Annotated in this window: 28 protein-coding genes; 25 read left to right on the top strand and 3 right to left on the bottom strand. The window is 51.0% G+C overall.

Annotated features, from left to right (window positions below):
- The first annotated feature begins 93 nt into the window (after positions 1–93).
- From RSX24_RS06750 to RSX24_RS06640, 23 genes are all read left to right on the top strand, one after another.
- Positions 94–450, top strand: a complete 357-nt coding sequence (locus RSX24_RS06750; protein ID WP_343260050.1) for an Acb2/Tad1 domain-containing protein — start codon at positions 94–96, stop codon at positions 448–450.
- A gap of 32 nt (positions 451–482) precedes the next feature.
- Entirely contained in the window at positions 483–698 is a 216-nt protein-coding gene (locus tag RSX24_RS06745; RefSeq protein ID WP_343260049.1) for a hypothetical protein, read from the top strand.
- Between the two features lie 51 nt (positions 699–749).
- Entirely contained in the window at positions 750–1,229 is a 480-nt protein-coding gene (locus RSX24_RS06740) for a transposase (protein WP_343260048.1), read from the top strand.
- Positions 1,222–2,673, top strand: a complete 1,452-nt coding sequence (locus RSX24_RS06735; RefSeq protein WP_343260047.1) for a terminase large subunit domain-containing protein — start codon at positions 1,222–1,224, stop codon at positions 2,671–2,673. Before RSX24_RS06740 ends, RSX24_RS06735 begins: the two co-directional genes overlap by 8 nt.
- Positions 2,674–2,895: 222 nt before the next feature.
- On the top strand, positions 2,896–3,117 hold the full coding sequence (locus RSX24_RS06730) for a hypothetical protein (protein WP_343260046.1): 222 nt from the start codon (positions 2,896–2,898) through the stop codon (positions 3,115–3,117).
- A complete protein-coding gene (locus tag RSX24_RS06725) occupies positions 3,114–5,189 on the top strand; it encodes a portal protein (protein WP_343260045.1) in 2,076 nt (691 codons plus the stop codon). Before RSX24_RS06730 ends, RSX24_RS06725 begins: the two co-directional genes overlap by 4 nt.
- A gap of 58 nt (positions 5,190–5,247) precedes the next feature.
- On the top strand, positions 5,248–6,210 hold the full coding sequence (locus tag RSX24_RS06720; RefSeq protein WP_343260044.1) for a hypothetical protein: 963 nt from the start codon (positions 5,248–5,250) through the stop codon (positions 6,208–6,210).
- A gap of 14 nt (positions 6,211–6,224) precedes the next feature.
- Entirely contained in the window at positions 6,225–6,644 is a 420-nt protein-coding gene (locus RSX24_RS06715; RefSeq protein ID WP_343260043.1) for a hypothetical protein, read from the top strand.
- Positions 6,645–6,674: 30 nt separating this feature from the next.
- The gene (locus RSX24_RS06710; RefSeq protein WP_343260042.1) at positions 6,675–7,637 is read left to right on the top strand and encodes a Mu-like prophage major head subunit gpT family protein; all 963 of its coding nucleotides are present in this window, start codon (positions 6,675–6,677) and stop codon (positions 7,635–7,637) included.
- Positions 7,638–7,773: 136 nt separating this feature from the next.
- On the top strand, positions 7,774–8,193 hold the full coding sequence (locus tag RSX24_RS06705; RefSeq protein ID WP_343260041.1) for a hypothetical protein: 420 nt from the start codon (positions 7,774–7,776) through the stop codon (positions 8,191–8,193).
- Positions 8,194–8,205: 12 nt separating this feature from the next.
- Entirely contained in the window at positions 8,206–8,787 is a 582-nt protein-coding gene (locus RSX24_RS06700; protein WP_343260040.1) for a phage adaptor protein, read from the top strand.
- A gap of 3 nt (positions 8,788–8,790) precedes the next feature.
- Positions 8,791–11,493 carry a hypothetical protein gene (locus RSX24_RS06695; protein WP_343260039.1) on the top strand — a complete coding sequence of 901 codons (2,703 nt, stop codon included), beginning with the start codon at positions 8,791–8,793 and terminating at the stop codon, positions 11,491–11,493.
- Positions 11,494–11,505: 12 nt separating this feature from the next.
- Complete coding sequence (locus tag RSX24_RS06690; protein WP_343260038.1) at positions 11,506–12,051, top strand: hypothetical protein; 546 nt, start codon at positions 11,506–11,508, stop codon at positions 12,049–12,051.
- Positions 12,044–12,187 carry an XkdX family protein gene (locus RSX24_RS06685; RefSeq protein WP_343260037.1) on the top strand — a complete coding sequence of 48 codons (144 nt, stop codon included), beginning with the start codon at positions 12,044–12,046 and terminating at the stop codon, positions 12,185–12,187. The genes RSX24_RS06690 and RSX24_RS06685 overlap by 8 nt, the downstream gene beginning before the upstream one ends.
- A 41-nt stretch (positions 12,188–12,228) precedes the next feature.
- On the top strand, positions 12,229–12,783 hold the full coding sequence (locus RSX24_RS06680; RefSeq protein ID WP_343260036.1) for a phage adaptor protein: 555 nt from the start codon (positions 12,229–12,231) through the stop codon (positions 12,781–12,783).
- Entirely contained in the window at positions 12,783–14,180 is a 1,398-nt protein-coding gene (locus RSX24_RS06675) for a hypothetical protein (protein WP_343260035.1), read from the top strand. The genes RSX24_RS06680 and RSX24_RS06675 overlap by 1 nt, the downstream gene beginning before the upstream one ends.
- 9 nt (positions 14,181–14,189) lie before the next feature.
- Positions 14,190–14,912 carry a hypothetical protein gene (locus RSX24_RS06670; protein ID WP_343260034.1) on the top strand — a complete coding sequence of 241 codons (723 nt, stop codon included), beginning with the start codon at positions 14,190–14,192 and terminating at the stop codon, positions 14,910–14,912.
- An 85-nt stretch (positions 14,913–14,997) separates the two neighbouring features.
- Positions 14,998–15,504, top strand: coding sequence for a stalk domain-containing protein (locus RSX24_RS06665; RefSeq protein ID WP_343260033.1), 507 nt, complete (start codon positions 14,998–15,000; stop codon positions 15,502–15,504).
- 53 nt (positions 15,505–15,557) lie between these two features.
- On the top strand, positions 15,558–17,363 hold the full coding sequence (locus tag RSX24_RS06660) for a hypothetical protein (RefSeq protein WP_343260032.1): 1,806 nt from the start codon (positions 15,558–15,560) through the stop codon (positions 17,361–17,363).
- Entirely contained in the window at positions 17,339–17,983 is a 645-nt protein-coding gene (locus RSX24_RS06655; RefSeq protein WP_343260077.1) for a VgrG-related protein, read from the top strand. The genes RSX24_RS06660 and RSX24_RS06655 overlap by 25 nt, the downstream gene beginning before the upstream one ends.
- Before the next feature lie 14 nt (positions 17,984–17,997).
- Positions 17,998–22,419, top strand: a complete 4,422-nt coding sequence (locus RSX24_RS06650; protein WP_343260031.1) for an LPD38 domain-containing protein — start codon at positions 17,998–18,000, stop codon at positions 22,417–22,419.
- A 66-nt stretch (positions 22,420–22,485) separates the two neighbouring features.
- Positions 22,486–22,950: a phage holin family protein gene (locus RSX24_RS06645; protein ID WP_343260030.1), complete on the top strand. Its 465-nt coding sequence runs from the start codon at positions 22,486–22,488 to the stop codon at positions 22,948–22,950.
- Entirely contained in the window at positions 22,943–23,674 is a 732-nt protein-coding gene (locus tag RSX24_RS06640) for an N-acetylmuramoyl-L-alanine amidase (RefSeq protein WP_343260029.1), read from the top strand. The genes RSX24_RS06645 and RSX24_RS06640 overlap by 8 nt, the downstream gene beginning before the upstream one ends.
- 75 nt (positions 23,675–23,749) lie before the next feature.
- Here the strand turns inward: RSX24_RS06640 and RSX24_RS06635 are convergent, their stop codons facing one another.
- Both RSX24_RS06635 and RSX24_RS06630 read right to left on the bottom strand, forming a co-directional pair.
- Positions 23,750–24,097: a type II toxin-antitoxin system HicB family antitoxin gene (locus RSX24_RS06635; RefSeq protein ID WP_343260028.1), complete on the bottom strand. Its 348-nt coding sequence runs from the start codon at positions 24,095–24,097 to the stop codon at positions 23,750–23,752.
- A gap of 62 nt (positions 24,098–24,159) precedes the next feature.
- Positions 24,160–24,384, bottom strand: a complete 225-nt coding sequence (locus RSX24_RS06630) for a type II toxin-antitoxin system HicA family toxin (protein ID WP_343260027.1) — start codon at positions 24,382–24,384, stop codon at positions 24,160–24,162.
- 184 nt (positions 24,385–24,568) lie between these two features.
- Between RSX24_RS06630 and RSX24_RS06625 the strand changes: the two genes are divergently transcribed.
- Positions 24,569–24,904 (top strand): YolD-like family protein, encoded by a 336-nt coding sequence (locus RSX24_RS06625; protein WP_343260026.1) that lies wholly within the window; start codon positions 24,569–24,571, stop codon positions 24,902–24,904.
- A 372-nt stretch (positions 24,905–25,276) separates the two neighbouring features.
- Here RSX24_RS06625 and RSX24_RS06620 read toward each other — a convergent pair whose 3' ends face one another.
- A complete protein-coding gene (locus RSX24_RS06620; protein WP_343260025.1) occupies positions 25,277–25,489 on the bottom strand; it encodes a helix-turn-helix domain-containing protein in 213 nt (70 codons plus the stop codon).
- 106 nt (positions 25,490–25,595) lie between these two features.
- Here RSX24_RS06620 and RSX24_RS06615 point away from each other — a divergent pair, with 106 nt between their 5' ends.
- The gene (locus RSX24_RS06615) at positions 25,596–25,838 is read left to right on the top strand and encodes a hypothetical protein (RefSeq protein ID WP_343260024.1); all 243 of its coding nucleotides are present in this window, start codon (positions 25,596–25,598) and stop codon (positions 25,836–25,838) included.
- The last annotated feature ends 131 nt before the right edge of the window (positions 25,839–25,969 follow it).

The raw sequence follows: 25,969 nt of genomic DNA, 5'->3' as shown, positions 1-25,969 counted from the left end.
AGCGTCTTTAGGCGCAGTTTGGCAACAAGGGGTTATACCCCAAGAGCAAACCACCCGTTGGACGGGTGGTCCTGATTTTGAGGAGAGATCCAAGTGGAAAAAGTGCAGTTGATTAACGGTCTTGTCACAACCAAATACACTGAGGTGTTTCACGAAAAGGACTATAGCTTTAATGCGCCGCATCACTTCGAGGTACGATCTGTAGAGGGCGGTCTGCTTGCAGAAGTGAACTTCCAGGAAGGCCCGATCAAAGAAGCGGGGATCAATGGTGTTATGAACGAGGATCTGATCGCCATGGTTATAGCCAGACTGGAAGGATTCCAAAACAGTGATTATCGCTGTCGAGATAACGCCATGGCCATAACCAAGTTGGAAGAGTCGTTGTTGTGGTTGCGTAAACGAACAATGAGCCGTGAAGTGCGCGGCGTGGAAGGGACCCACACGGTTTAACGGATTAATTAAAACAAAAGGGAGTGAGTACCATGGCGCATGCAAATATCGTGGATCACATCGGGAGCAAGGTTACTGTGTTCACCAAAGACGGTAACGCGGCTGAGAACCGGCAGTTGCATACGGTGGATGAGTTCGGGATCGTAATTTCGAACTTTAACGGCAAACAGACGTTTATCCCGTGGATCCAAGTGAAATATGTGGATTACGAAGACGAGCAAAAGGTTTCTGTAGCATCAAGTGATTAGATTAATCGGCACCAACCGTGGTGCCCAAAATACATAAAGGAGCTGAACGATATGGCAGGAGGGCGGAAAACTAAATATCATTCTCACGTGGAACCCAAGCTCCTGCAGATCGAGGCTTGGACGCGAGACGGTATGATCCAGGAGGACATTGCGCGCAAACTCGGCGTGGCGATGTCCTCTTTTTCTGAGTATAAAAACAAATTTCCGGAATTGGCGGAAGCCTTAAAAAAAGGCCAAGAGGTTGCCGACATCGAGGTCGAGAATGCCCTATTCAAACGTGCACTGGGCTACCGATACGATGAGGTTACCCGTGAAGCAGCTAAAGAGCTTGACCAAGAAACAGGCGAATACAAGACGGTTATGGTGGAGACCAAGCGCGTAACGAAGGAAGTTCAGCCGGATGTTACGGCTCAGATCTTCTGGCTCAAGAACCGCAGGCCGGAGTTGTGGCGTGACAAGAAAGAGGTTGACGCCGATGTGACTGGATCCATGCAGGTTATCTTTGATGCGGGGATGAGCAAAGATGAGTAAGGTTATCATCCCGTATAAGCCGCAGCCTCGGCAGCAGGTTTACCACCAAACCGAAGCTGATGAGATCCTGTATGGCGGTGCTGCCGGCGGCGGTAAGTCTGAGGCGACGATCTGGGACGCGCTGAAATACGCCATGCAGTATCCGGGCAGCCGTCAGATCATTTTCCGACGGACGTTTCCTGATCTCAAGCGTTCCATCATTGCGAGGACGCTGCAGGTGTTCCCGAAAGAGCTTGGGAAGTACAACCAGTCTAAGTATGAATGGTCGTTTATCAATGGATCCGTAATCGAGCTGGCGTATTGGGATAATGACGCCAACTATACGAACTATCAAGGCGCAGAGTATGACGTCATCCGATGGGAGGAGTTAACCCAGTTCGAGGAAAAGTGGTATCTGTACATGCTGTCCCGGCTTCGGGGTAGCAAGCCATTCCCCCGATACGTTAAGAGTACAACGAACCCAGGCGGCGTAGGCCATACATGGGTGAAGAAGCGTTTTGTTTCGATCGGTCCTGCTGAAACGGTTCACCATATCACAGAGACCGACGACGAGGGAAATACGCTGTACTGGCCAGACGGAACGCCCAATGCCGGCGAACCGATCATCCGCAGCCGGATATTCATCCCCGCAAACGTTCATGACAACCAGGCTCTGGTCCAATCGGATCCGGGCTATTTGGCAAGATTGCTGGCTCTCCCTGACATTGAGCGGAAGCAGCTGCTTGAAGGAGATTGGGATGTATTTGCTGGTCAGTACTTTAGTGAGTTCAGCCGAGCTGTTCACGTTGTGGATCCGTTCGAGATCCCGCGAGAGTGGAAGAAGTACCGAGCCCTGGATGAAGGCTATACTGATCCGTTTGTCTGTCTGTGGATCGCGCTGGCGCCTGACGGTACCGGATATCTCTATCGTGAGCTGGCGCAGACCAAGCTCCTGACCAGTGAACAGGTGGAGATCACCAGGCTGAACAGTCCAGTGAGAGAACGGTATGAGTACAACGTGGCCGATACCTCATTCTGGAATAAGTCCAAGACGGAGAACATTACGCCTGCTGAGATCTTCGCTCAGAAGGATGTACCTCTGATCCAGGCGAAGAAGGAACGCGTCAACGGTTGGAAACGGCTGAGGGAATGGCTTCACGTCACGGATGAAGTGGATTGGGTGACTGGCAACTTTTACAAAACGGCCAAGCTCAAGATATTCAGTACGTGCGTCAAAGCAATCGAAGCGATCCCGGCCATGATGCACGATCCGCATAAGGTGGAGGACGTGGCAGATCATGCACTGGACCATATCCCGGATGCGCTGCGCTATTGGGTCATGAGCCAGCCGACAGCAGGCAAGGGTGAAGAGGCGTGGGGAGCAAACCCGGAGTCCATCCCTGATCGATATTCTGCGGACAGCGACGACGATGACGATCTGCCAGAAGTCGAGGGCTTCTGGTAATTCCGTATGCATGTTTTATGCAAGACATGTGTTCCAAATCCGGGATTTTGTGCAATAGTCCGACACCTCAAACCCTTGGTACATAAGGGTTTATTCGTGTTTGTGGCTGAACCCTTTATGCATCGTTTATGCAACGACCCGCAAAGACGCATGGTTACGCTATTTTACATTTTGAACCAGCAGGGATTTTATGCAGTGATTATGCAGACAGGAGAGTGAAAAATGGAAATTGTATTCGCCGTTATTATTGTGGTGGTCGTGGGCTTCCTGGTATTGCAGCTGCGTGAGCAGGACAAGGCCATCAAGGATCTGACGGATCGGCTGGTTGCTCGTAATCACAGCGAGTATCTGGCGTCGAAGGTCCAGCATGAACGGCCTCCGAATGATGATCCACCTGAGCGACTAAGCTGGTATGACGATCCGATCGAAGGTGATAAGGAATGAATCTGATAGATAAGGTGAAGGGGATCTTCACTGCTCAGGATGCGACGGATTCCACGAACCCCAACACGCCGGAGCAGCAGCGGATCTGGGATATGGTGGACGAGGATTACCAAATCTTCAAAGCGGCCAGGCAGCCGGTGGAGGAACACTGGCGCAAGGAACAGCGGTTTTACATGGGAGACCACTGGCACGGTCTTCGGACTGAGGCCGCATCCAAGCGCAGACCGGATGCCGTGGACAACATCGTGTTCAGCCAGCTCGAGTCAATCGTGGGTAAGCTGGCGGGGTGGATGCCGTATCCAGACTTCACTGCTCCAGAACCAGGCGACGAACAGAAGGCACGAGACCTGAACGACTTCATGCCATATGAGCTGCGCAAAATCAAGTTCAAACAAAAGCATATGCGCGCAGTGAGGCGTATGGTCATCCACGGCCCGCTGATCTATAAGACGATCTACGACCCTACGGTCGAAGGTGGAAGAGGCATGAACAAATACACAGGCCGAAACGATATCCTGCCGGTGGACTTGGCCACATTTTTCCCGGATCCGCGTGTGCATGATTTCATTTACCTGCAGCAGATGGCTGCCATCATCGTGCATACCCGGCAGCCGCTGGAGTATTTCCGCAAGCGTTGGCCAAAGCAGGGCGCCAAGGTGCAGCCGGATAACGGATCTGCCGACATTGACGTGTTTGACGATACCACCGAAAGCCAGAATCACCGCACAGACAAGACGTCCGGCTTGATCGAGTACTGGTATCGAGGCCTGCCAAAGATGATGACTCCAGAGGACAAAGAGCTGTTCAAGGATCTGGCTGAGGAGGCGCTTGCCCTCGGTACCGACCCATCAGAGTTACTGGCCAAGTCAAAAGGAGATATGGAAGGTGTTCACTGCATCTACATCTCCACGTCTGGCGTCATGCTGGAGCACAAGTCATATGTGTATGATCACGGCGAGTATCCGTTCACGGCCCGTACACTTTACCCCGAAGAAGGTTCAGCCTGGGGCAAAGGGTTTGCTCGGGACATGATCAAGCCGCAGATCATGAAGAACAAATATGCCGAGATCGCGATCGAGACGTCGGCCAAGATGGGCGGTCCTGCCATTGCTTATGAGGAAGGAGCCATCACACGTCCCCGCACTTGGCAGGAACAACGCGGAATGCCAGGTGCCATGCTTCCAGTCGCCCCTGGACGGATGAATGCCGTGAAGGAGCTGCAGGGTGTCAATGTGCCGGCAACGGTATTCAATGGTCTGAACTACTATGACGAAATGCTGCAGAAGATCCCGGGCCAGTTTGACAGCTCCAACGGCCAGGCCAGCAGTAAGGTGACCAGCGGTGAGCAAGCCAAGGCTCTCATGGCTGCAGCGGGTACGCGTCTTAATACGGCTTCTGACATGATTCAGGAAGCGCTGGAAGAGGTGTTCGCTCAGTACGTGGAACTGATTGCACAGTTTTACACGACGGAGCGGGTTGCTAGAGTGACTGGGCGTTCCGTCACGATCAGCCGTAATTCTATCGTTTCCCGCGTCCAAACCAAGTATGAGACTGGAAACACCTTGATTGATCCGGAGACCGGAGAAGAGCAACCAGAGGCATTTCCAGTCGACGAGGAGTTTGTTCCTGAGTTTGACATCCTGGTCAACATCAGCGTGGACAAACCCCAGGACCGCGAATACTGGCTGCAGCTTGTATTCAACTTGATGAACGTGCGTGACCCGATTACGCAGCTCCCCCTGGTTGATGCAGAAGCGGTTCGTTTCGTTATCCAGACTGGGCGTATGGAGCCGATGGACGTCATCAAGCGCCGCATCGAGGAAGAGTACGGAATACAGCAACAGTTCCAGCAGGCTCAGCAGCAAGCCCAGGAAGCACAGGCTCAGGTACAGCAGCTCAGTCAGCAGAACCAAGAGATGCAGCAACAGCTTGGTCAGCTAACCGGAGAACAGGCGCAGCGTGAGCAACGCGATCGGGAGTTTGAACAGGGGTTGAAACAACAGAAGATGAATTTGGATGCGGCAAAAGTAGCCAGCCAGCTCATGCAGCCGCAACAACCAGGCCAAAGGTGAGAATCCTCTGGCCTATTTATTCTGCCGCCAGCCATAGCGGATGAGGAGGAAATACGACATGACTATTCCAAACGCCAGCCATAGCGAAGAGGAGCAAGGTCAACAGGAACATACCAGCGAGGAGGAGATCCGCGCATATTACGAGGCCTTTGGGATCGAGTATCCACAAAGCGAAGATCCCAAAGGCGATGACCTAGAAGAAGAGCATGAGGATGATCCCGAACCGGGAGAGGATCCTGCCATAGATCCAGCCCCAGGAACGGAAGTCAAAGGCCTGCAGGTGAAGTATAACGGCCAGGAAACTCTGGTCCCCGATGATCAGGTCAGGGACTACGTCGAAAAAGGCATGAACTACGACAAGATTAAGGGACGGAACCAGCAGTATGAGGCGGCTCTTGATCGCCTTGCACGCCAGCAAGGATACAAGGATCATGCCGATCTGATGGCTAACCTGGACCAAATTGAGCAGGCAGCTGCCCAGAAGCAGAAGGACCAGTTCGACAGTCTGCAGCAGAACCTTCGAGAGGAAGCGCTGAATGCTGGGATCGACCCGGATGCCCTGGATCAATACCTGGAGCAGCATCCGCTTCTGCAACAAGCTCGGGAGCTGATTCAACAATCAGAGCAAGCGCAAGCTCTGCAAACACAGCAGGCCGAGCAACAACAGCAAGTTGAGGCGTGGGAAGCCTTCTTTCGGAAGTACCCCGCTTTGGCCAATGAGGTTTCCGAAGATGGTACCTCGGCGCCATGGCTTACTCCAGACATGCAGGCACGGATCCAGCGTGGATACGACCCAATCGATGCCTATGAGCTTGTTCACCGGGATACGCTGACCGCCCAGACCCGCAAGCAAGCCGAGCAGGCGTTCATCAAGAACCAGCGCCTGAATAAGCGATCCCAGGTGGAAACCAATCCCCCAGGCAGTCTGGAACCACAGGCACCGCAGGAATTGCGTTCGGCATTCGCCATGTTCGGGCTGGACCCAGCGGGGGCGCAGAAATACGCGAAGAATTTTGAATAGGGAGGTAGTGCGAAATGGCACAGGGATTTAAGTACGTATACAACGACTATGGTAAGGATCCGACACGGATCACGTCGCAACTCATGACGGATGATGAGGCAGGTTTTGCTGGCGAAGCGATTAAGATCGTTGCAGGCCGTGTAACCAAAGCTGGCCCAACTGACGCCATCGCTGGTTTTCTCACAACCAACGTGAAGGCTGGCAAAGACCAAGAGACGGAGTTCATTCTGGCCCGTGAGGGCGATTGGTATGAGGGGCCATTCACAGGCACGGCTGCTGCAGGCTTCGTTACAGGAGCCAATGAGATTGCACTGGCTGCTGACGGCCTGTCCGCCGATGCGGCTACGGTGACGGGTGGATCTCTTGCCGTATTCGAAATCAACGACAACAAAAAGACAGCACGGTTCAAAGTAAAGAATCGTCAGTTGTCCTAATTCAGATAAGAACAGAGAGGGGATTAAACTATGCAAACGGCATTGAGATGGGATCCGAAGGTTCTGGAGCCGATTTATAAGGAGCTCTACGCTTTGGAGATGAAAAACAAAAAGGACTTCATTCCGCTGTTGTACAATGTGACAACTTCCAACAAATCGATGGAGTCGTACACTGGAGCCGGCAGCGAGGGAACCATGGAAGAATGGAGCCACTCGAATAATCAGGTTCATTATGAGGACATCGATGAGCTGTGGGAGAAAATCATCAAGAACCGTAAATTCTCCGACGGCCGTATCATCGAACGCGACTTTATTGATGACCTGAAGCTTTCCGAGATTACTCGCCGAATTAAGTCCCTGTCTGGATCCGTGTATAAAACACAACAGATGCAGGCGGTCGAGTTCCTGAATAACGGTTTTGCTACCACGGGTCCAAACTGGCGCGGTCGCATCGATAAATATGCAGGCCCGGACGGCAAGCCTTTGTTCGCAGCAGATCACCCATACAGCCCGACGAACAGCAAGGACGTGCAGTCCAACTTGGGTAACAGCCCATTGAATATTGACACGTGGGATGAAACCGCAGTGAAGATGCAGGAATGGGTTGATGATCGTGGTGATACGATGGCCGTTATCCCAGATACGCTGATCGTTGCCCCTTACAATGCGAGACCTGCATTCAAGATTGCAGGCTTGCCAGATGCGGATCTTCCGAAGTTTGAGCCAGGAAGCAATCACTTCGACGTCAACATGTACCAAGGTACGATCAAGGTCATTGTCAATCCGTTCATTCCTGCGAGCAAACGTAAGAACTGGTTCGCGGCTGACTCTGCCCGTCTGAAACAGTTCAACATCTGGCAGTGGAGACGGAGAATCGAGAACGGTACACTGACCGACTTCGATACAGAGGTTTCCAAGTTCAAAGCGATCGGCCGCTGGGCTTACGGGTTCACCAACTACTCGTTTATTTTCGGCCATAACGTACAGGAATAAGAGGGAGCTCCGGCCCCTCTTTTTCTACTTTGGAGGTGTATCATGTTTCGCGACGAATTGGACGCACTCAATGCGATCTATAAGGAGCAGCAGCGCACGAATCAGCTGCTTGAAAAATTGATTGGAGGTAATGACAGTGCCATTGAACCACAGCAGAATGCCGAATTATCAGAAGGTAATTCCCGCAGCCGAAGCGCCAAGACTTCCCGAAAAGAGGGAAGCTGATTACGTTGTCTTTGTTGATGAGACCGGAACACCGATCGATCTGGGATCTGGTGGGGGATCCGGACCAATCACATCGAACGACATCACTGATGCCACAGACACGGGTAAGGCTGTTCTGAAAGCAGCATCCGCAGCTGCGGCCCGCACAGCGATCGGAGCAGGGACATCCAGTTTAGCGATCGGCACAACGGCTTCAACGGCCGCAGCGGGTAACCATGTCCACGCCGCGTCGGCAATTACAGCTACAGCAATCGCCCCTGGTACGGCAACGAACGTACAGGCTATTCTCGCTGAGCTTAATGCACGTATTACTGCATTGGAAAACGCATAGGGAGGATTAGACATGAAGGTGAGCGACATCGTGGAGGAGATCATCGAAAAGTCGCCGCACACACTGTCACCGGCATCGATCCTGCGCAAGATTACACAAGTGCGGGATCGGCTGTTGCGTAACCTAGGGTCAGCTCAGCAGCAATCCGAGACGGTTTGCACTGCGATTGATCTGGTTAAAGATCAGCCGGCATACACATTGCCATGCCCTCAAAGTGCCGTGACAGAGGTGACTATGCTGCGTGATGATGTGTATGTCCGGCTGCCGCTCCGGCAGTTTCACAACGCATCGATTAAGCCATACCACTATTTTCAGGCGGGACAAATCGGTATTGTACCGACGCCTGATACAGACGTGCCGTACGGTATCAAAATCTTTCATGCTCCCGTACTGTACCCGCTGAGGTTGCAGGATATGGACGGGGAAACCGGCTTTGATCCGGATTACGACATGCTCCTGGTGTACGGGGTGCTGAGGGAAATCACAAGCGGCAATGAGGCAGAGGAGTATAACAACAAGTACATTCAGCTTTATACGGAATATCAATCGGCTTCCAATGGCTATGAACGGTATTCCGTGGATGAAAGGTGGTAAAGCATGAGCAGATATCCTTGGAGAGATACCAGCCCCGACATTGCAGGGGGGCAACCGCCCCAATGGGAGACACCGCAGGGAGCCCAGAAAAAAGCAGACAAGGCGCTGGAAGAGGCCAAAGAATACACGGATCAGCAGAATGTTGATTTTACAGCGCATATCCAAAATACCGTTATTCATGTCACGCAGGCAGACAAAGATAACTGGAACAGCAAAGCCGCTGGTAATCACACGCATCCAAACGCCACACCGACGACGCCTGGATTTATGTCTGCTGCAGATAAGCAGAAGCTTAATGGGATTGAGAATGAGGCGAACCATTACGTTCACCCTGTTACACACCCGCCGTCTATTATCGCTCAAGATGCATCAAACCGCTTCGTTACTGATGCAGAGAAAGCAACTTGGAACGGTAAAGCAGAAACAACCGAGGCCACCACGACAAGCAAGGGGCTGATGTCCCCTGCCGACAAATTGAAGCTGAATGGGATTGAAGAAGGGGCAGAAGTGAATCAAAACGCATTTGCCCAAGTGAATAACGTTGTGGCCAGCGATCCATCTGATACCCTGTCCGTTGTTGGTGGTGTTGGTATTACCATTACCACGAATCCCAACAATAAAGAGTTAACAGTAACAGCCACCGGGAGTGCAGCCCCTGGGCCACACGGACCTACGCATACTGAATATGGAGCTGATCCTATTCCCTCTGCCACGGTATCTGAAGGCGGGCTGATGAGTTCGGCAGATAAGTCCTTGCTTCATGAGATTACAGAACGAATAGACACCCCTGAACGTAAGGCTGTTACGCTGCAGCCGGGTATTAGTGTCGTTAGTGCCGAACAGGATGCAGCGTTTCGGCTTGCTGGCCTACAAGGCCATACCGAGCTTAACTACCAAAGCCAAATCGGTATCTATGGCGTACTTAACCCGTATGTCATCCGATATGGCCTCAATCTGCTGCCGCCGTTTTATGAGTGGAGTTATCCATCGACGGCAGCGAAATACTCGTCCAATGCTCCTTATGAATTGGTGTTTTTGGGGAATGGCACCAACGCTGTATCTCTTGGAGTAAGAGTGCCTGTTTTGCCGAGCACAACCTATACTATTCAAGTGGATTCCGGCGGGGTCGGTCAAATTGGTTTAAACGCTTTTAGCGCTGATGGTACTTCGCTTGACGCAACGGCTGGCGCCCCGTTTGGGCGATTTACTCATGCCGATGAAATTACGTTCACAACACCTGCGAGTGCGGCTATCATTCAGGTTCTTATGTACCGTGCTAGTGATGCACTGGAGCCAGTGACTTTCAAAAATCCCGTGCTCAATATTGGCAATACAGCATTACCGTTTCTCCCGCGTGAAGACACCATGCTTGCCCTGCAAACGGAACTGCACGCCCATCCAGACACCGGAGCCAACCCGGATATGGTGTTTGAGCGAGACGGTCAGTATTTCACATTGGCGAAGTGGCGTAAGGTTGTATTGGATGGATCATTAAGTTGGATTTACACCGGAACAAGTTCTGGGTTCAAGAATGTCAGTGCGACCGCTGTTATCCCAGGATATGCCCCGATTTCTTATATCGCAACAAAGTATAACGGAAATAAGCTGAGTGTTATTCCTACATCTACAAATCCCGATGCTATAGGAGTAGGAACTACCGGTAATTTGTTCATTTCGATTAAATCAGAGGATAGTGGGTGGGGAGACGCCTATACTCCTACAGCCGATGAGATTAAAGCGTATTTCATGGGATGGCGTATGTGCGATGCCAACGGTAATACGTATGTAAGTGGTACAAAATATTGGCGGGATGACCTAGGTGGAACTATGGTCTTTGGATCGACTGCGGTATTGCCAGTTACAAAGGCGTCCAATTACACACCATACCAACTCCTATACCAGCTTGCTACGCCAGTCGTCGAGTCGATCACGTCTGAGGGGCAATTGACGTTCTTCGAGGGAGATAATCAGGTTGAGGTAGGCACGGGGATTGTCCTGCGTGAGAGCGTTAAGCCGTTTGTTAGTAGCGGGTACGCAGTCATAAACAACATTGATGCAGCGACCAGCCTTTTGAAATTTAAAACAAATGCAATCCTTGCCGTTTATAAGAACGGACAAAAAGACTCTGCATGGAAAATCGTATCAGATTCTTACGCTAACGGAAAATATCGGGCTTATCTGCCCACAAATGAATACGATCCATCCGCAGCTTACAGCGTCACATACCTGAAGCTGGACAAATATCCGTCTACCACCTTTGACGGAACATATGCCGAGAACGAAAAGGCACTGTTGCTGGATACTGTTCGAACGCTTCAGGAGAACATAACACGGATATCGGTGCTTGAGAGCAAGAAGGCTGAGAAGGATAATCCAGCTTGGATTGCTCCGACACTGCTAAACGGTTGGGTAGCCTTCGGAAGCATGTTCAGAACAGCACAATTTTACAAAGACGCTAACAACGTGGTTCACGTCAGAGGCTTCATTAAATCAGGCTCTGCTGCGACAATTTTCATATTTCCCAAAGGATATCGACCTCACGATAAAGCACTCGCCGTACCTGCTGTCTCAGCTACAAGTTCCGATGGAACAGGGATAACAGCAGGAACTTTAAACATTTTACCTGACGGACAAGTTCAACCAGCTGTGAACATAAAAAACGGGTTCTTAACGTTGGAAGGGATAACATTCTTAGCAGAACAATAAAGGAGGGATCACATGAAAGCCGTACCTAAAGTAAATACAGACGGACTCTATTTGGAGGATGAGTTGGTGGACGATGCCTTTTCCGGTGTCGTCCATTTTTATGCTGAGCCTGAAACTCCGGAAGAGGATCAGGAAGAAGAAAGAGAGATTGCCGGTTATCTGGTCGGCGTGCCGGCGCCTGCTGGTCTGTTCCGGCCACGCTTTGACTTGGAGGCGTGGGAAGCGTACCAGGAAGCGTTGAAAGATGGACCACAGGAAAAGTTTCCTGACCTATGGTCTGAGGGGCTAAGCCAGGAAGAGATTGACGAACTGACCAAGCCACATCCTGTGGGGCCTTCCGAAATGGACAGGATCGGAGAGCAACTGGTTCAACGCGAACTGGAAGCGTTAGAGCTGAAGCAGCAGAATGAAATCTTGGGTCAGCAGATTGTTACGCGGGAACTGGAGAGTGCAGACCTGAAGGCGCAAAACGAAGCTTTGGGCGCGCAAATTGTTGGTCTGGAATTGCGGGTGCTATCCATGGAAACACAACCGAAGGGAGACGAGGCAAATGTTTAATTCCGATTTCGAAAGACTCCAATATTATTATGAAAAGAAATGGGCGAAGGAGCCGCAGCTCAAGCAGTATGTTTCCTTCGGGGTTATCACTCCGGACGAATTCGAGCAAATCACTGATCAGAAATACGAGGTATAAGCATTAGGGGATACCTTAAGAAATAAGGGGGAGCTGATCCCGTGAACATAAATGAAATTATCTCCGAAGCAGACATGCTTGTTCCGAATGAGGTGCCGATCGGGGATAAAGTGATCTGGTTGAATGCGCTGAATCAAGACTTCTTCAATGTCGTGAAGATCCCGAAGATTGCAAAATTCGATTGCGTGACAGGGCAAGGGGATTATGTTCTGCCGGCTGATGTACGTCAGAAAAATATTGACCTGATGATGATCGGCATGTTCCCGTACAAGAGTCTGGATCGGGACGACGTGACGCCGGCACAGAATGCCTATTCTTTTGATGATGTGACAAAGACGCTTTCCCTATTCCCCGCACCGTATAGTAATCTGAAAGGATTTTTGCGGTACCGGCGAATAGCCACAACCTTGTTCACGTCTACGGCGCTAACTGTGCCGCCGGATGCCCCGGAGGAATACCACTGGACGTTCATCCCTGCGCTGGCATCGATGCTGGCCAGCAGCCAGGACGACATGACAAAGGCGTCCAATTACGAGAACCAGTACAAAGCTGCGTGGAACGTGGCTGCTCAGAACTATCAGGCAGGTGCATCGTGATGAAGCCAATACAGTATCAGGCGTCGCAGAACCAACCACTTAACGGCATGATGCAGCCTATTCCCATCCGAGAGTTCCGGGGGCTGAACACTTACGATCCATACTCTATTGAGGACAGTTATTTTACGGAACTGCAGAATTTGTCCACTGACGATTATCCAGCCATCTCTACGCGACCCGGATACGCCATCCAAGGCGCATTTGGGACTCGCGTACTTGGCATGGGAGTATGGCGAGGACGTGAGCTGCATGCCGTATTCAGCGACGGTACGTGGCGCCGGTTAATCGGGAATGCCTGGACAACGCTTGCCAGTGGATTGAATACGTCTGCTGAATGGTCGTTTACCAACTTCGATGGAAACTTGGGCGGTGTAAACCTGATCGGGTGCAATGGGGTTGACTCCATGCGCAAGTACAACGGTTCTACGGTATCTGTGTTGAGCGGAGCGCCCTCGAATGGTAAATACATCACCACGTATCAAAACAGGCTGTGGTGCGCCGTAGGCAACGAGCTTTGGTCATCTGCGCTGGACCAGCCGGAGAACTGGAATACATTCGCTGGGAACCAACAGGACAGCTACCGTAAGACAATTGAGTCATCGCATGGCGAAGACATAAATATGTTATCGGGCAGCCTGTACCGCCTGACAATCGGTATGCCATCATCTATTCACCTGCTGATGGGTGGTCAACCGTCCGATTTTAACAGCCGTGTGGTCACCGACGACGAAGGTGTAGCAAGCAACAACGCTGTTACGGCGCGCGAAGGATCACTGAGTTTCATGCACAAGTCAGGCATATATGAATACTCGGCGGCGGCACTGCCAGACAAGGGATTCAGCGACGTCATTCGAACGTACTATGGCAACATCGGCACAACGAGTGCTGCTGGGTCGGACGGATCCCGGCAATACTTTAGTACGCAAAACGGCGAAACGCTGGTATATGATCCACGCATTGGAACATGGACACGCTGGGTTACACCGGTGCCTACTTGTTATGCATCGATCGGCCAAGATTTGTACATCGGCACAGCTACAGGCCAAGTGCTGAAACTGGGCGGCACCACAGATATCTCAGGAGCAATTGCCTGGAAGGCAGTGACCAAGCCGTTCACTAACCAGTCTATTGCGCAACGGCAACGCTGGCTCAAGATGTGGATTGTGGCTGAGATGGCAGTGGGAAGTACGCTGAATATCAGCCTATCCAGCCAGGCGTCTGGAGAGAGCTGGGATCTAGTGAGTACAGTCACGGCGTCATCAACTGTTGCACAGCGGATCATCATTCCTGTGAGGAAGTTCGCCCTGGAGAACACGGTTCGGATTAAACTGGAGGGCACAGGGTGGATCCGGCTGCATGAAATTACAAGACAGGTGCGGCAACTGCCGCTCTATTAAGGAGGAAACATGGGAATTCAAGACGTAGCACCAGCATTCCGGAACCCGCCTACATTCAGTGATCTGGAGGAAGTTAAGGCGTATCTTAAAGACAACATCAACAAAATTGCACGCAGCCTGCAAGATATCGACTTCATGATCAACGGCACGCTGGATGTAAACAACATCCGGGCCGAAGGGATCGAGGCTCGGAACATTAAAGCCGAGGCAATCACGGCGGACAAAATTCAAGCTGGGGCCATCACGACCGAGAAGATCCAGGCAGGTGCAGTGACGGCCGATAAAATCACCGTTAATGAGTTGTCCGCGATCACCGCGAACCTGGGGCATATCATTTCAGGTTTGATCGAGTCGATCGAGATTTACGGGTCATACATTGCCACAAGGCGTAATGCATATCCGCGTTGTGAAATGAGCGCCACGGGTAATGTGTTTGGGGCTTTCAATGATGCGAATAATAGTGTTGTGATTGAACCTGATTACGGCGGATCGCCGGCATTACGTTTCACTGTAGCAGGAACCGCCCGAGGTAGGATTCATAATCTCATTGGATATCCGATCTTTGAAAGTGATACAGCACTAGGCTTACAGGCAGGCGGCACAATTTTTGTAAATGCTGCTCAAATGAATTTCACGAACTGGGATAAGATTTATGCCGACAATCCTGGTCGTACACTCGGAACTGAATTGCGTGAAATCTATGACCGTATCGAAGCGCTGGAAGGCGGCTGATATACGATACGATATGGAGCAAATATGATATGGTCCCACGAAAGCTGTGGTATATTGGTGGAAAATGGTATAAGGGAGAATGTACATGAAAAAGTATGTTGCTGGTTTCCTTGCTGGTGCCTTATTCACGCTTGCTGGAGCAGCTTTCGCGGACGATATCCAGTCGTTGATTGGTAAAAAGATTCAAGGAGAAGCGGTCGTGGAACTGAATGGACAGACCTTGGACACTGCAATCATTATTGACGGCAAAAGCTACGCACCGGTTCGTGCAATTGGGGAAGCTGCCGGCTATGACGTGAGCATGCAGAACAAAAAGATCATCCTGGACGAGAAAACGGCCGCGACTGCAACTACTCCTGGAAAGGGGACGAGTGTGGAAGAACAGAAGGCTAAGCTAGAGGCACGTATCGTTGATATAAAACAACGGATATCTGATACAAAGAAGTTGATTGCAGCAAGTGAGTCAGTGATTAATGATCCAACAAAAGATAGTGCAGGGGAAGAAAATTTCCTGAAAATGCGCCAGGCAACTTTGGTTGAACAACAAGCGTTACTCGCTGATCTCGAAGCACAGCTTGAGGCGTTAGAATAAATAAATTGCGGACTCCTAGAAGGGGTCCTTTTTCATTTATAAGGAGGTGCACCATGGCATACGAGACAACAGGCACCGTCGTAAAGAAGAAAGATCCGATCGCCGTCAACGGCACTGTAGGGAGCTTTGCCCCTTCTGTGGCTGGCAGTGTCAAATCGTTAAACAAAACGCCAATCGTCACCGGGGCTGCTAATGCGCCGAGCACCCCGAATTTGGGGAACGGCGGCATTAACTATGCCACAGCCAACACAGCAGGGCGCAAGAGCATTACGTCCAACCAGGCTCAAATCAAGAACGATGATGCCTATCGGCAAAGCGAGATTGCTCGGACTTTGGCCACGATCACAAACCGACAGAACCAAGGTTTGGACGTGTCAGCACAACAGAAGTACCTCAATGTCAATCTGGGCTATCAAGCCCCTATGGCGCAAGCCGCTTCAAATGTCCAGGCGTCCCCTGTCCTTACATCACAGCAGAACAATTTTGCTATTCCAGGCAGCCGAACGGAGGAAACGTTGAGCCGAATCAACGGTCTGATCGGCACTCAAGGGCAGTATCAGTTCACCGGGCCAGAAGCCTTTTCTTATGACCCTGCAACGGATCCAGCGTATCAGGCTCAACTGGCAGAGGCGAAAAAGAACGTCGCAAACCAGCAGGCTGATACGAATGCCGGTCTCCGGGCAACAGGGCAAGGGAAATCGTCCTGGAGTGAGACCGTGGCCAACCAGATCGGGACGAGCGCCATGGAGAGCATCGCGAATAATCTGGTGCCGACTTTGATGCAGCAGGCATACCAACGTTACACCGATGACGCTAATCGTAATCTGCAGATCCAGCAAATGAACTATGGCGTAGGTCAGGACCAGATCGGCAACTTAGGCAGTTTGTACGGTCTACAGAATCAGGAGTATTTCCAGAATCCTCTGCAGGAGGCTGCTGTCACAGGGACTTATCTTCCGACAGCAGCACGTGACGCCATTAACAACTTGCTCAGCTTGAAGGAACAAGCAGAAGCTAAAGGGATCACGGCTGAGGATCGCGCTGCACTGAGCAAACAAGCGGACTTTATTCGTAACCAGTTAACATCCATGGGCATCGATGCGAGCCAGTATGGAGCTAATGTTAGCCGTGCCAATGCTACTAAGGTGAATCCAGGTATCCGGACAGTACAAGGCCAACAAATGGATTTGGCGAATAGACAAGCTAACCTGGCGGCTGCCGGTATGTATATGGATGCATCCGGTCGGATCATCACGCCGCAGAACGACTGGACAGGACTGGCGCGTCAGGCTGCCAATTCAAATACGCCTCTTACTCTCGCTGGACAAAATCAAGCATTCCAGCAGAGCATGCAGAACCGTCAGCAGGACTTTACGGAAGGTCAGCAGGCGTGGCAAAACAACTTCGCGATGGAACAATTTGCATACCAGAAAGCGCGTGACGCCGTGGCAGACAGCCAGTGGTCGGCGCAATTTGAGGAGAATGCTCGTCAGTTTGGACTTAACTATGCACTGGCCCAGCTCCAGCAGCAGGATGATGCCGCATACCGTAACGCGATGCTCTCCATCAGCGAAGATGAAAATGCTCGTGCATGGCTTGGGATGGGAGGCGGCCAGGCTGCTGAATACAGCGGCATGAGTGCGAACCAGGTATTGAGTGCTCTGCAATCACAATTCGTGGATGAGAATGACAAGTTTGTTCCGCCAACAGACTCAGCTACAAAAGATCGAATTTATCAGCAGGTTACAGGCTTCGGCCTACCGGTCGGGCAAGATGATCAAGTCCTTCTAGCTATGGGGTTGACCCAGAAGGATATCCAAGAGCTTGATAAGAAATACGGCGTGACGTCGGGAAACTGACTAGCTCCGGTGCCGCCGCCGGAGCAGCTATTATCGGATCATTAGCATCCAAATACGAATCAAGTGGAAATGCTGGTACAGTCGCTCGAACCAAAGGCGATCACGGCGGGGCCAGCTATGGTATTTATCAGTTCACCGCGAACCAAGGCTCGGCCAAAGGCTTCGTACAGTATCTAAAAAACGTAGATCCATCAGCGTATAAAACCTTGGTGTCACATCCTGTGGGATCTTCTGGTTTTGATGTTGCGTGGAAACAGGTGGCTGCGTCCAATAAGAACTTCTCGCAGTACCAGCATAATTACGCCAAGCAAGTATTTTACGACCCGACGGCCAAATCGGTCCTGAAAAATACAGGTCTGGATGTAAACAAAAGATCGTCCGCAGTGCAGGCGGCCCTTTGGTCTACGGCTGTACAGCACGGACAGGGTGGGGCGTTGAGGGTGATCAAAAACGCAGGCATTACTCCGATGATGTCTGATCAGGAGATCCTGCGGCGCTTGTATGCAGAACGTGGAGCCAACAACGGCGCCAAATACTTCAAGTCGTCATCCAAAAAAATTCAGGCTGCCGTAGCCGACCGATTTAAACGTGAATTACAAGATGCTTTAAGTATGCTGTAGAAGGAGGGAGTCGCATGGCGACAAGACTTGAACAATTTACAGAGGAACAGCGCAAGAAGGCAATGGAGATCCGCGACGCTGCCCTAAACGGCACACTTAACCTGCAACCACCGAGCGCTCCAGTCAATCCCCGGACACAGGCTGTTAAGCAATACATCGCTAGTCAAAAATCGATGGACGAGCTCAAGTCATCTTTGCCGCCTGCGCTCACTCAAACGGGACCAGACATCTTCAACAATTCAACATTGATGGGTGCTCTTGGTGGTAATCGCCAGGCTATTAAAACATATGAACAGGCTACTGGCATTGAGGTGGCTCCATTCCAGGGGCCTCCAACGCCAACGCAATACCAGATCAATAAGGGCAAAATTGCAGCGAGCGCTCGGGAAAGTCCGTTCGCTGCGTTTGTGGCCCCATTCAGTAATCTGATGAATGACTTAACGTATGGCACCAAAGCAGGTTCCTTTATCACCCGGGCTGTCGGCACCGGCGGAGGGATGTTGCTTGGTACGCCCTCGGCAGCTCCAGCGTCCACAGGTAGCGCTGCCGCAGACCGGGTGGCGGATATTACGGGGATCGCTGGTGGATTTCTTGGTGCAGGCTTTAACCCTGCGGGCGGCGGTAATCTGATTACAGCACCTTGGCGCGCCGCAAGTGGTGCAATGGCAACGCGTGCCGGGAACAACCTGACGAACCTTGTGGGCAGCGGAATCAATAAAGTCCTTCCACGGGTTAATCCCACAACGGCAAATCGTGTGGCTGAAACAGCTTTGCGAGGAGCTGCGACAGGGGCCGTCAGTAACACGGCTATGGGGCTTGTGCAAGGTCATCACAGCAATAGTGATGTCCTAACCAATGCAGCCCTTGGCGCAGGTCTGGGCGCTGCAGGTGACTTGCTCATTGCCGGCATTGGTGCAGGTTTACGTACAGCCCTGACCAAGCTAAAGGGAAATACAGGGGTTCGGCAGGCTGAGGAAATCTTAGCGCTGCCTCTTGGCCGTGGTGACGAACGCCTGAATGCGGCACAAAGACGTAACCAAACCTCGCCAGGAGCTGAGCCGCTAAGCCTTCCAGCGGGGCAATTATCGGGGCCTACGGTCGGCCGCCTGGTACGCACGCCAAACGCGTACAAGCAAAAGTTCGAGGACCTCATGCGCGTGGCCAATGAGACTCGTTTTACACCTGGTAAAGAAGCAGAAGAGCTGGAAGGTCTTTGGGCTTCAATGGCCAATCGAAATGACCCGAGCTTGTCCGAATTGATTGACCTGGCTCATGCCAGCACGCGTCGAGAGGTAACGCCAGATCTGCTGCAACGAGCCAGGCAGACACAAGCGATCCGGGAGCAAAACGGCACAGCTTTACCCGTGAAGAGTCTGGAGGACCGCATGCCGCGGCCGAGCGTGGCCAATGATGCTGCAGTTACCCAGGAGCGTCTGGCCTTCCAGCGCCCAGAGCGCTCAGGGGCTGCCCGTGATGTCGAGGTAATCAACACCGGTGGGGGCTCTGCTAATCCGCGTACAGAAGCCGTGAAGAAGTACCAGGCCGAACAGTCTGTTTCTTCTGTGCCAGCACCATCGTCCGAGGATTTCCTTTTCAGCCGCCCAGGGCGTGCTGCAGGTACGCCTCGTGCCGCCGAGCCTTCGACTCACCCGCAGCTCACAACGCGAGTGGAACAAGAGGCGGCTCAAGTAGTGGAATCCGTGCAGCAATCTCGTGTTCGGGACCGCGTTTACAACTTCCTGGATGAGGCCGAACAGGCTGCCCGTGCACGGATCGCGAAGCGCCGAGGGAATATTAACTCCAACCCATTACCGGAGTGGGGAGATTATGCGATCATCGGCGCAGCTAAGATGGGTAAAGGGACGATCAAATTTGCAGACTGGACAGAGGAAATGGTCCAGGAGTTGGGCGAACAATTCCGCCCCTCGGCTGAGCGTGTGTATCGGCTGGCCCAGGAGGAGCTTCGAAAACAGGAGCGTCTGGCCACGAAAGAGGGGCAGGCAGCCAAAGCATTCAACGAGTCCGGATCCGGCGACGCTGAAACCTTTGCCCGCAAAGTGAGCCGCGACACAAAGAAGAAAGACACCCCGTTTGCGAAGAAATGGGAACGTGTCCGGACTCAATTCATGGACGACTTTTCTGCACTGGAAGAGTTAGAGAAGCGAGTCAGAGGTTTTGTTGCTGGAGCTGAGAACAGTTTGTATAAGATGGCCCGTCTGTTCCGAGGGACGCCTGAGCGAGCGAACCAGATCGTTAAGGATAAGCTTGCGCCGATCATCAACCAGGCAGAGAAAGCCGGTTATACGGCCGATGAACTGGGGAACTATGCTGTTGCAGTGCATGCGCGAGATGTCAACGCGGCGAATTATAAATCCGGATTCACCAATGCGGAGATTAACGCAGTGATCCGGAAATATGAGAACACGCCGCTTGAAGCTGCACGTCAACAGCTAGTGCAGCTCAATCGCGATATGCTGCAGGAGCTTGTGGACAGCGGCGTGGTCAGCAAGGATCTGGCCAATGTACTCAATGATCGGTGGAAAAACTACATTCCATTGTTCCGTGCCTTTGACGAGACACCAGAGGGATTTGGCGGTCGCATGTCTGAATCGCTTGCCAATGTGGCCAGTCCGATCAAATCGTTGAAGGGATCAGAACGCAAAGTGGACGATCCGATGATCAACATGGTCAAAAATATCTTCCAGAGTGTCAATGCCGCCGAACGAAATAAGGTAGCTCAGCAGCTGAAGCGCTTGGCTGATCTGGATCCAGAGGCAAACTTTATTCGCAAATTGGATCCAGACGAGAAGGTTGATCGCAAGAACGTGGTAAACGTCAAGGTAAATGGCGAAAACGTCAAGTATGAGGTGGAGCCCGAAGTATACCGGGCTATGCTGAACCTGGACAAAGAATCGTCCGCTATGATCATTAACATTCTGGCCAAGCCTGCATCCCTGCTCCGTGCCGGTGCAACGCTGACGCCTGAGTTTTCGCTTCGGAACCCCATGCGGGACGTTCTGCAGGCATACGTGACCAGTAAGAGTGGTTTTAACCCGATCACGGACTTTACTGCTGGGTTGATCCAGTCGATCAAGAAAGGTCCACTTTACAAGGAGTGGATCGATAATCTGGGCGCGTATGGCAACGTGCTTTCCATGGACCGCGAGGTACACAAGAAGGCGCTTCAGGCCGTGCTCCGGGAGAAACCAGGCAAAAAGTTTGTGAACGTATTGACGGGTAAGGCTTTTATCAACATGCTGCGAGCCATCACGGACACCACGGAATCTGCGACAAAAGTCGGCGAGTACCGGGCAGCTCTGAGGCAAGGGGTGAGTAAGCAGGAGGCAGCGTATCGATCACGGGACCTGATGGACTTTGCCCGTGCTGGTTCGAGTGTTCGCCAGGCAAACAAGATCGTTGCATTCCTCAATGCGAATATTCAGGGGAAAAGTAAGCTGATCCGATCGATCAAGGAAAACCCGATCGGCACGACGACGAGGATGTTTGTGGCCACAACTCTGCCAACGTTGGCCATCATCGGGGCGAACCGTCAGTTTGCTAACGAGACGCAGAAGCAGACTATCGCCGATGCACCAGATTGGATGCGGGATACGTTTTGGTTGATTGCCATTCCAGGGACAGACATGGTGGCCCGGATTCCGAAACCGTTCGACATCGCTCCAATCTTTGCGAATCTCCCAGAACGAGCTGCACAGTTTGTCCTGGATAAGGATCCGAAAGCGTTCGACGGTTTCCTTCGGCGTACATTCAGCGATGCGGCTTTGCCTATGCAGATCACTGCTTTGTGGCCATTCATTGAGGGGATGGCCAATTACTCGTTTTTCCGCGAGGGAGCCATCATCCCGCAGCGGGAACAGGGCCTGGAATACAAGGACCAATATGATCCGGTACGGACTACGGAGGTGGCAAAGCTCTTGGCAGGCATAATGTCCAAAGTGACTGGGGAAAAGGGAATGTTCAAAAACTTTTCGTCACCGCGAATCATGGATAACACGATCCAGGGTTTGACGGCGGGACTCGGAACATACGCCACCTCAGCGATCGACAGTATTTTGAAAGGGGTCGGCGCTATTGATCGACCCGCAGCACCTGAGAAGCGCATAGAACAGCGTCCATTCTTGAAAGCTTTTCTCGTTGATCCGCTCCAGTCTACGAAGGCTACAGAGAAGCTATATACCCGCAAGGACGAGTTGTCCAAGGAAAAATCTTCGGCCAAACTCAACGGCACACCGTTTGACAAAGAGCGCGAGCTCAAGGAGCTGGAGAATGCGACGAAGCAAATGAGCGATATTAATAAGCAGATCCGCGCGATCGAAGCAGATCCAAACCTGAGTGCGAAGCAGAAGAGAGATCAGATCGAGCCTCTGCTTGCCAAACGCAATGAGGTTTCGCGATCGGCTCTTCCAAATAACTAAGTATTCAGCTCTCTGTCACCAGAGGGCTTTTTTATATAAAACGAAGATACTTGAGGGGGAATTAGGTTGAATCCAATCAGAGACTATATCACCCATGTGGCTACGGCTGCGGTGGGAACAACGGGGAAAGAAACAATGTTCGGAGGCGTCGTCGCTGCAGCAGGATTGTTCATCGCTGAGTTTTTAGGGGGCTGGGACCCGGGGCTGAAATTTATTCTGTTCGCGATGGCCATCGATTATGTAACGGGTCTGGGCGGAGCGATCAAGAGCAAGACGGTTAATTCAGATGTGATGTTCTGGGGTGGGATCCGAAAGATTGTGGTGCTGATCGTAATTGGCCTGGCTGTCATGCTGGACCAATGGTTGCAACCAGAAACGCCGGTTCTTCGGACAATCGCCATCTTCTTTTACGGTGGTCGTGAGGGTCTGTCTATTGCGGAAAACCTGAGCAAGCTTGGCGTTGTGTTTCCCGTTAAGATCAGAGAGACATTGGAGCAAATCAAAGATAAAGGGGATGGAAAAAATGCGTAAAGTATGGATTGATGCGGGCCATGGAGGTAAAGACCCCGGAGCGGTGGCTAACGGGATTCAGGAAAAAGATATCGCGTTGAAAGTGTCGCTCGGGATCAAAGAGAGATTGGAAGCTGGTTATGAGGACGTGCAGGTGCTCCTCTCCAGATCCACGGATGTATTCCTGGAGCTTCGCGATCGGACAGCAAAGGCTAACGCAGCGGGTGCTGACATTCTGGTATCCGTCCATTGCAACGCTGGCGGGGGCAAGGGGGGCTTCGAGTCCTTCAGGTATACGTCTGCTTCACAGGGGAGCATTAAGTTTCAGGACGCATTACACAAGGCCATTATGCCCAAGTTGGGCGGAATCGATCGAGGCCAGAAGACAGAGAACCTGCACATGGTCCGCGAATCTAAGATGCCAGCGGTCCTGACAGAAAACCTCTTTGTTGATGTGACGGCGGACGCTGATCGTTTGAAGCTGGCCAGTGTGATCGATGCGATCATTGACGGCCATGTCCAAGGTATTGCGTCATACCTGGGGTTGTCAACGAAAAAAGCGAGTCCAGCCAAAACAGAGGATAGCGTCACAGCCATTGTCAATGGGAAGGAGATAGAGGGCGCAGTCCTTAACAACGGATCAGTGCTTATCCCGTTGCGAGCAGCAGGCGACAATATCCCTGGCGCCAAGATTAATTGGGATCAGGCAACAAAAACTGCAACGTTGACGACTCCTAAATCATAATGTAAAATGAAGGAAATCCGAAAGAATCGGTAAAAGGACCTCACTGGCCATAGCGCTGGTGAGGTCCTTTTTTTGTTATTTACTCAGCTTGTAAAGGCAATACTGGTTCAATGACACATTTTCGGCGGCAGCTCGTTCCGAGAGTTGCCGATGCAGACTACGCGGTACCCGCAGATTAAACTTGCCGCTAAACTCATCATCTTTCAAAGGCTCCTGGATCGGATCGCCGTGCTCCAGCTTCACTTCCAGATAACCTTCCATGGCTTCACGGACGCTTTCGTAAGCTTCCGCATACGTCTCACCGGTGCTTTGGCACCCGTCCAGTTCAGCGACAGTGGCATAGAAATAATCGCCGCTCTCGTCCTTGATTGGTCTGATCTGTATCGTATACGGGAGTGCCATGTAATATGCTAAATCTTTCATGTGGCTATGATTTGCCATTAATAATCGGCTAGGATATCATGAGGGTAAGGAAAGGGGAGGTGCTACTCCCCAATCCGATCCAGTACGTCTTTGACGTATACCGCCTTGAGTGGCTGATCCTTTTTGATGGTGATTAAGTCTCCTGCTTGGTTTCGGAAATGACAGTGTGAGCCGTTAACTCTCACTAGTTCGTAACCGTGATGCCGGAGTACCTTGGCAACCTCACCATACTGGATCCCACTCGGGCGGTCTTTCATTTTCTGGACCAGTTTTTCTATCCTAGCCATGTCTCACCTCCTACACATATAGTACCATATATAGTACCATTATGCAAGTGGTTTGATATCTTATTTTTCGACCAGGAATGGCTCAAACTTCCTGCTCTTTTATTTTCCATTGAATAAAGAACGTTAGTTCGCATATAATGGGAACGAATGTTCCTTATGAAGAACAGCTACATAGGAGGTACATATGAGCGGAAAACTGTATGACAATGGCATTTTTGAGGGTTCACGTATGATTCTTCCTGAGCACCGTGAAGCCTATCTTGGCCACATGCACGAACTCAATCGAAAGGAAAAGCCGGTCCTGGATGAACAGGAGTGGCAGCTAATTGGGCAGGTACTGATGGAATCATACCAGGAACGTGTATCGGTCACGTTGACAGTGTTTGATCCTTTCGATGACATGGTTATGCGCGGGGTGGTTGATCGAATCGATCAGCAAAGAAAAGAAATCAAGTTTGTGCGCGGTGAAGAGGACTACAGCTTTATCCCCTTTAAGAACATTATCAGTGCGTCCATATAACCATTCAAATCCGCAGGGAGAGATCCCAGCGGATTTCTTTTGCCTGTAATCAGCCAAAAATCATCCCAATAAACTACGCAGATCCGGCAGCTTCCATATTATACTGTGCATATATTCGACAAAATAACAGATTGTATGTTCGCTATACAAGAACTGGTGTTCCTATTATAATAATAGGTATAACTTTACCTATTAGGAGTACGTGGTTTAGTGACGTCAGTTGATGTCAAGTTTTACCTTTGGGTAGATCGACATAATATGACAGCTATTGTCGTAGGAAAAAGGTATTATTTTCACAAGCTACATAGTCGAGAGAACCATCATCTAAATGTATTGCTCAACCAAACAATTATCCCGAGGAGAGCCGACGGCTCACTCAAAGTGTAACTCATACAGTTCCTCCATCTGGCATCCGAGGGCATACGCAATATTTATCATTACGTCAGCCGACATTTTATCATGGTTATTCGCCCAGTTCGAAATTAGATGTCGGCTGAACCCTGTTTTCCTGGCCAGATCGATCTGTTTCATGTCACGTTCTTTGAGCAATATCTTCAGTCGGCATCTCCCGCGGGAGACTTTCACTTCAGATGCTCCTTTAGAGTTAAATCATTAATTACTTCGGAGCGATTATATCATTTTCATTTATTTAGGTAAACTGTTACACAATACATCCAGAGGAGTAGTTGCCATGATTGAATCTGCTAATAACGGAATCCCAGAAAAAGTTAATGTTGTCATGAAGAAGTGCGAGATAAAGGATGACATACCACATCGAAGATTGTCGTTGTTACTCAAGAATCTATGGGATCTGCCTGGTGTTAATAGAGATGAGCTTAACGAAATTGAGGAGCTTTATATTCAAAAGACAGAATTGATTTGTTCATTCGCTTACTTAGAGGGATATAATGAAGGGAAAAATTATCATCGTTAATGTTAACATGCTAACCGTTTGTTAACCAACTCTAGTTAACTGGAGGCTACGCAACAGAAAGATATTACAGTGGAAGTGTGATAACTGGCTTGAAATCGGTACTTCATTAGCACGTAGTTATAGATATTACA

The sequence above is a fragment of the Paenibacillus hubeiensis genome (genome assembly GCF_032334105.1).
In the GTDB taxonomy this organism is placed as follows: domain Bacteria; phylum Bacillota; class Bacilli; order Paenibacillales; family Paenibacillaceae; genus Paenibacillus; species Paenibacillus hubeiensis.
This window is presented reverse-complemented; position numbering and strand designations above follow the sequence as displayed.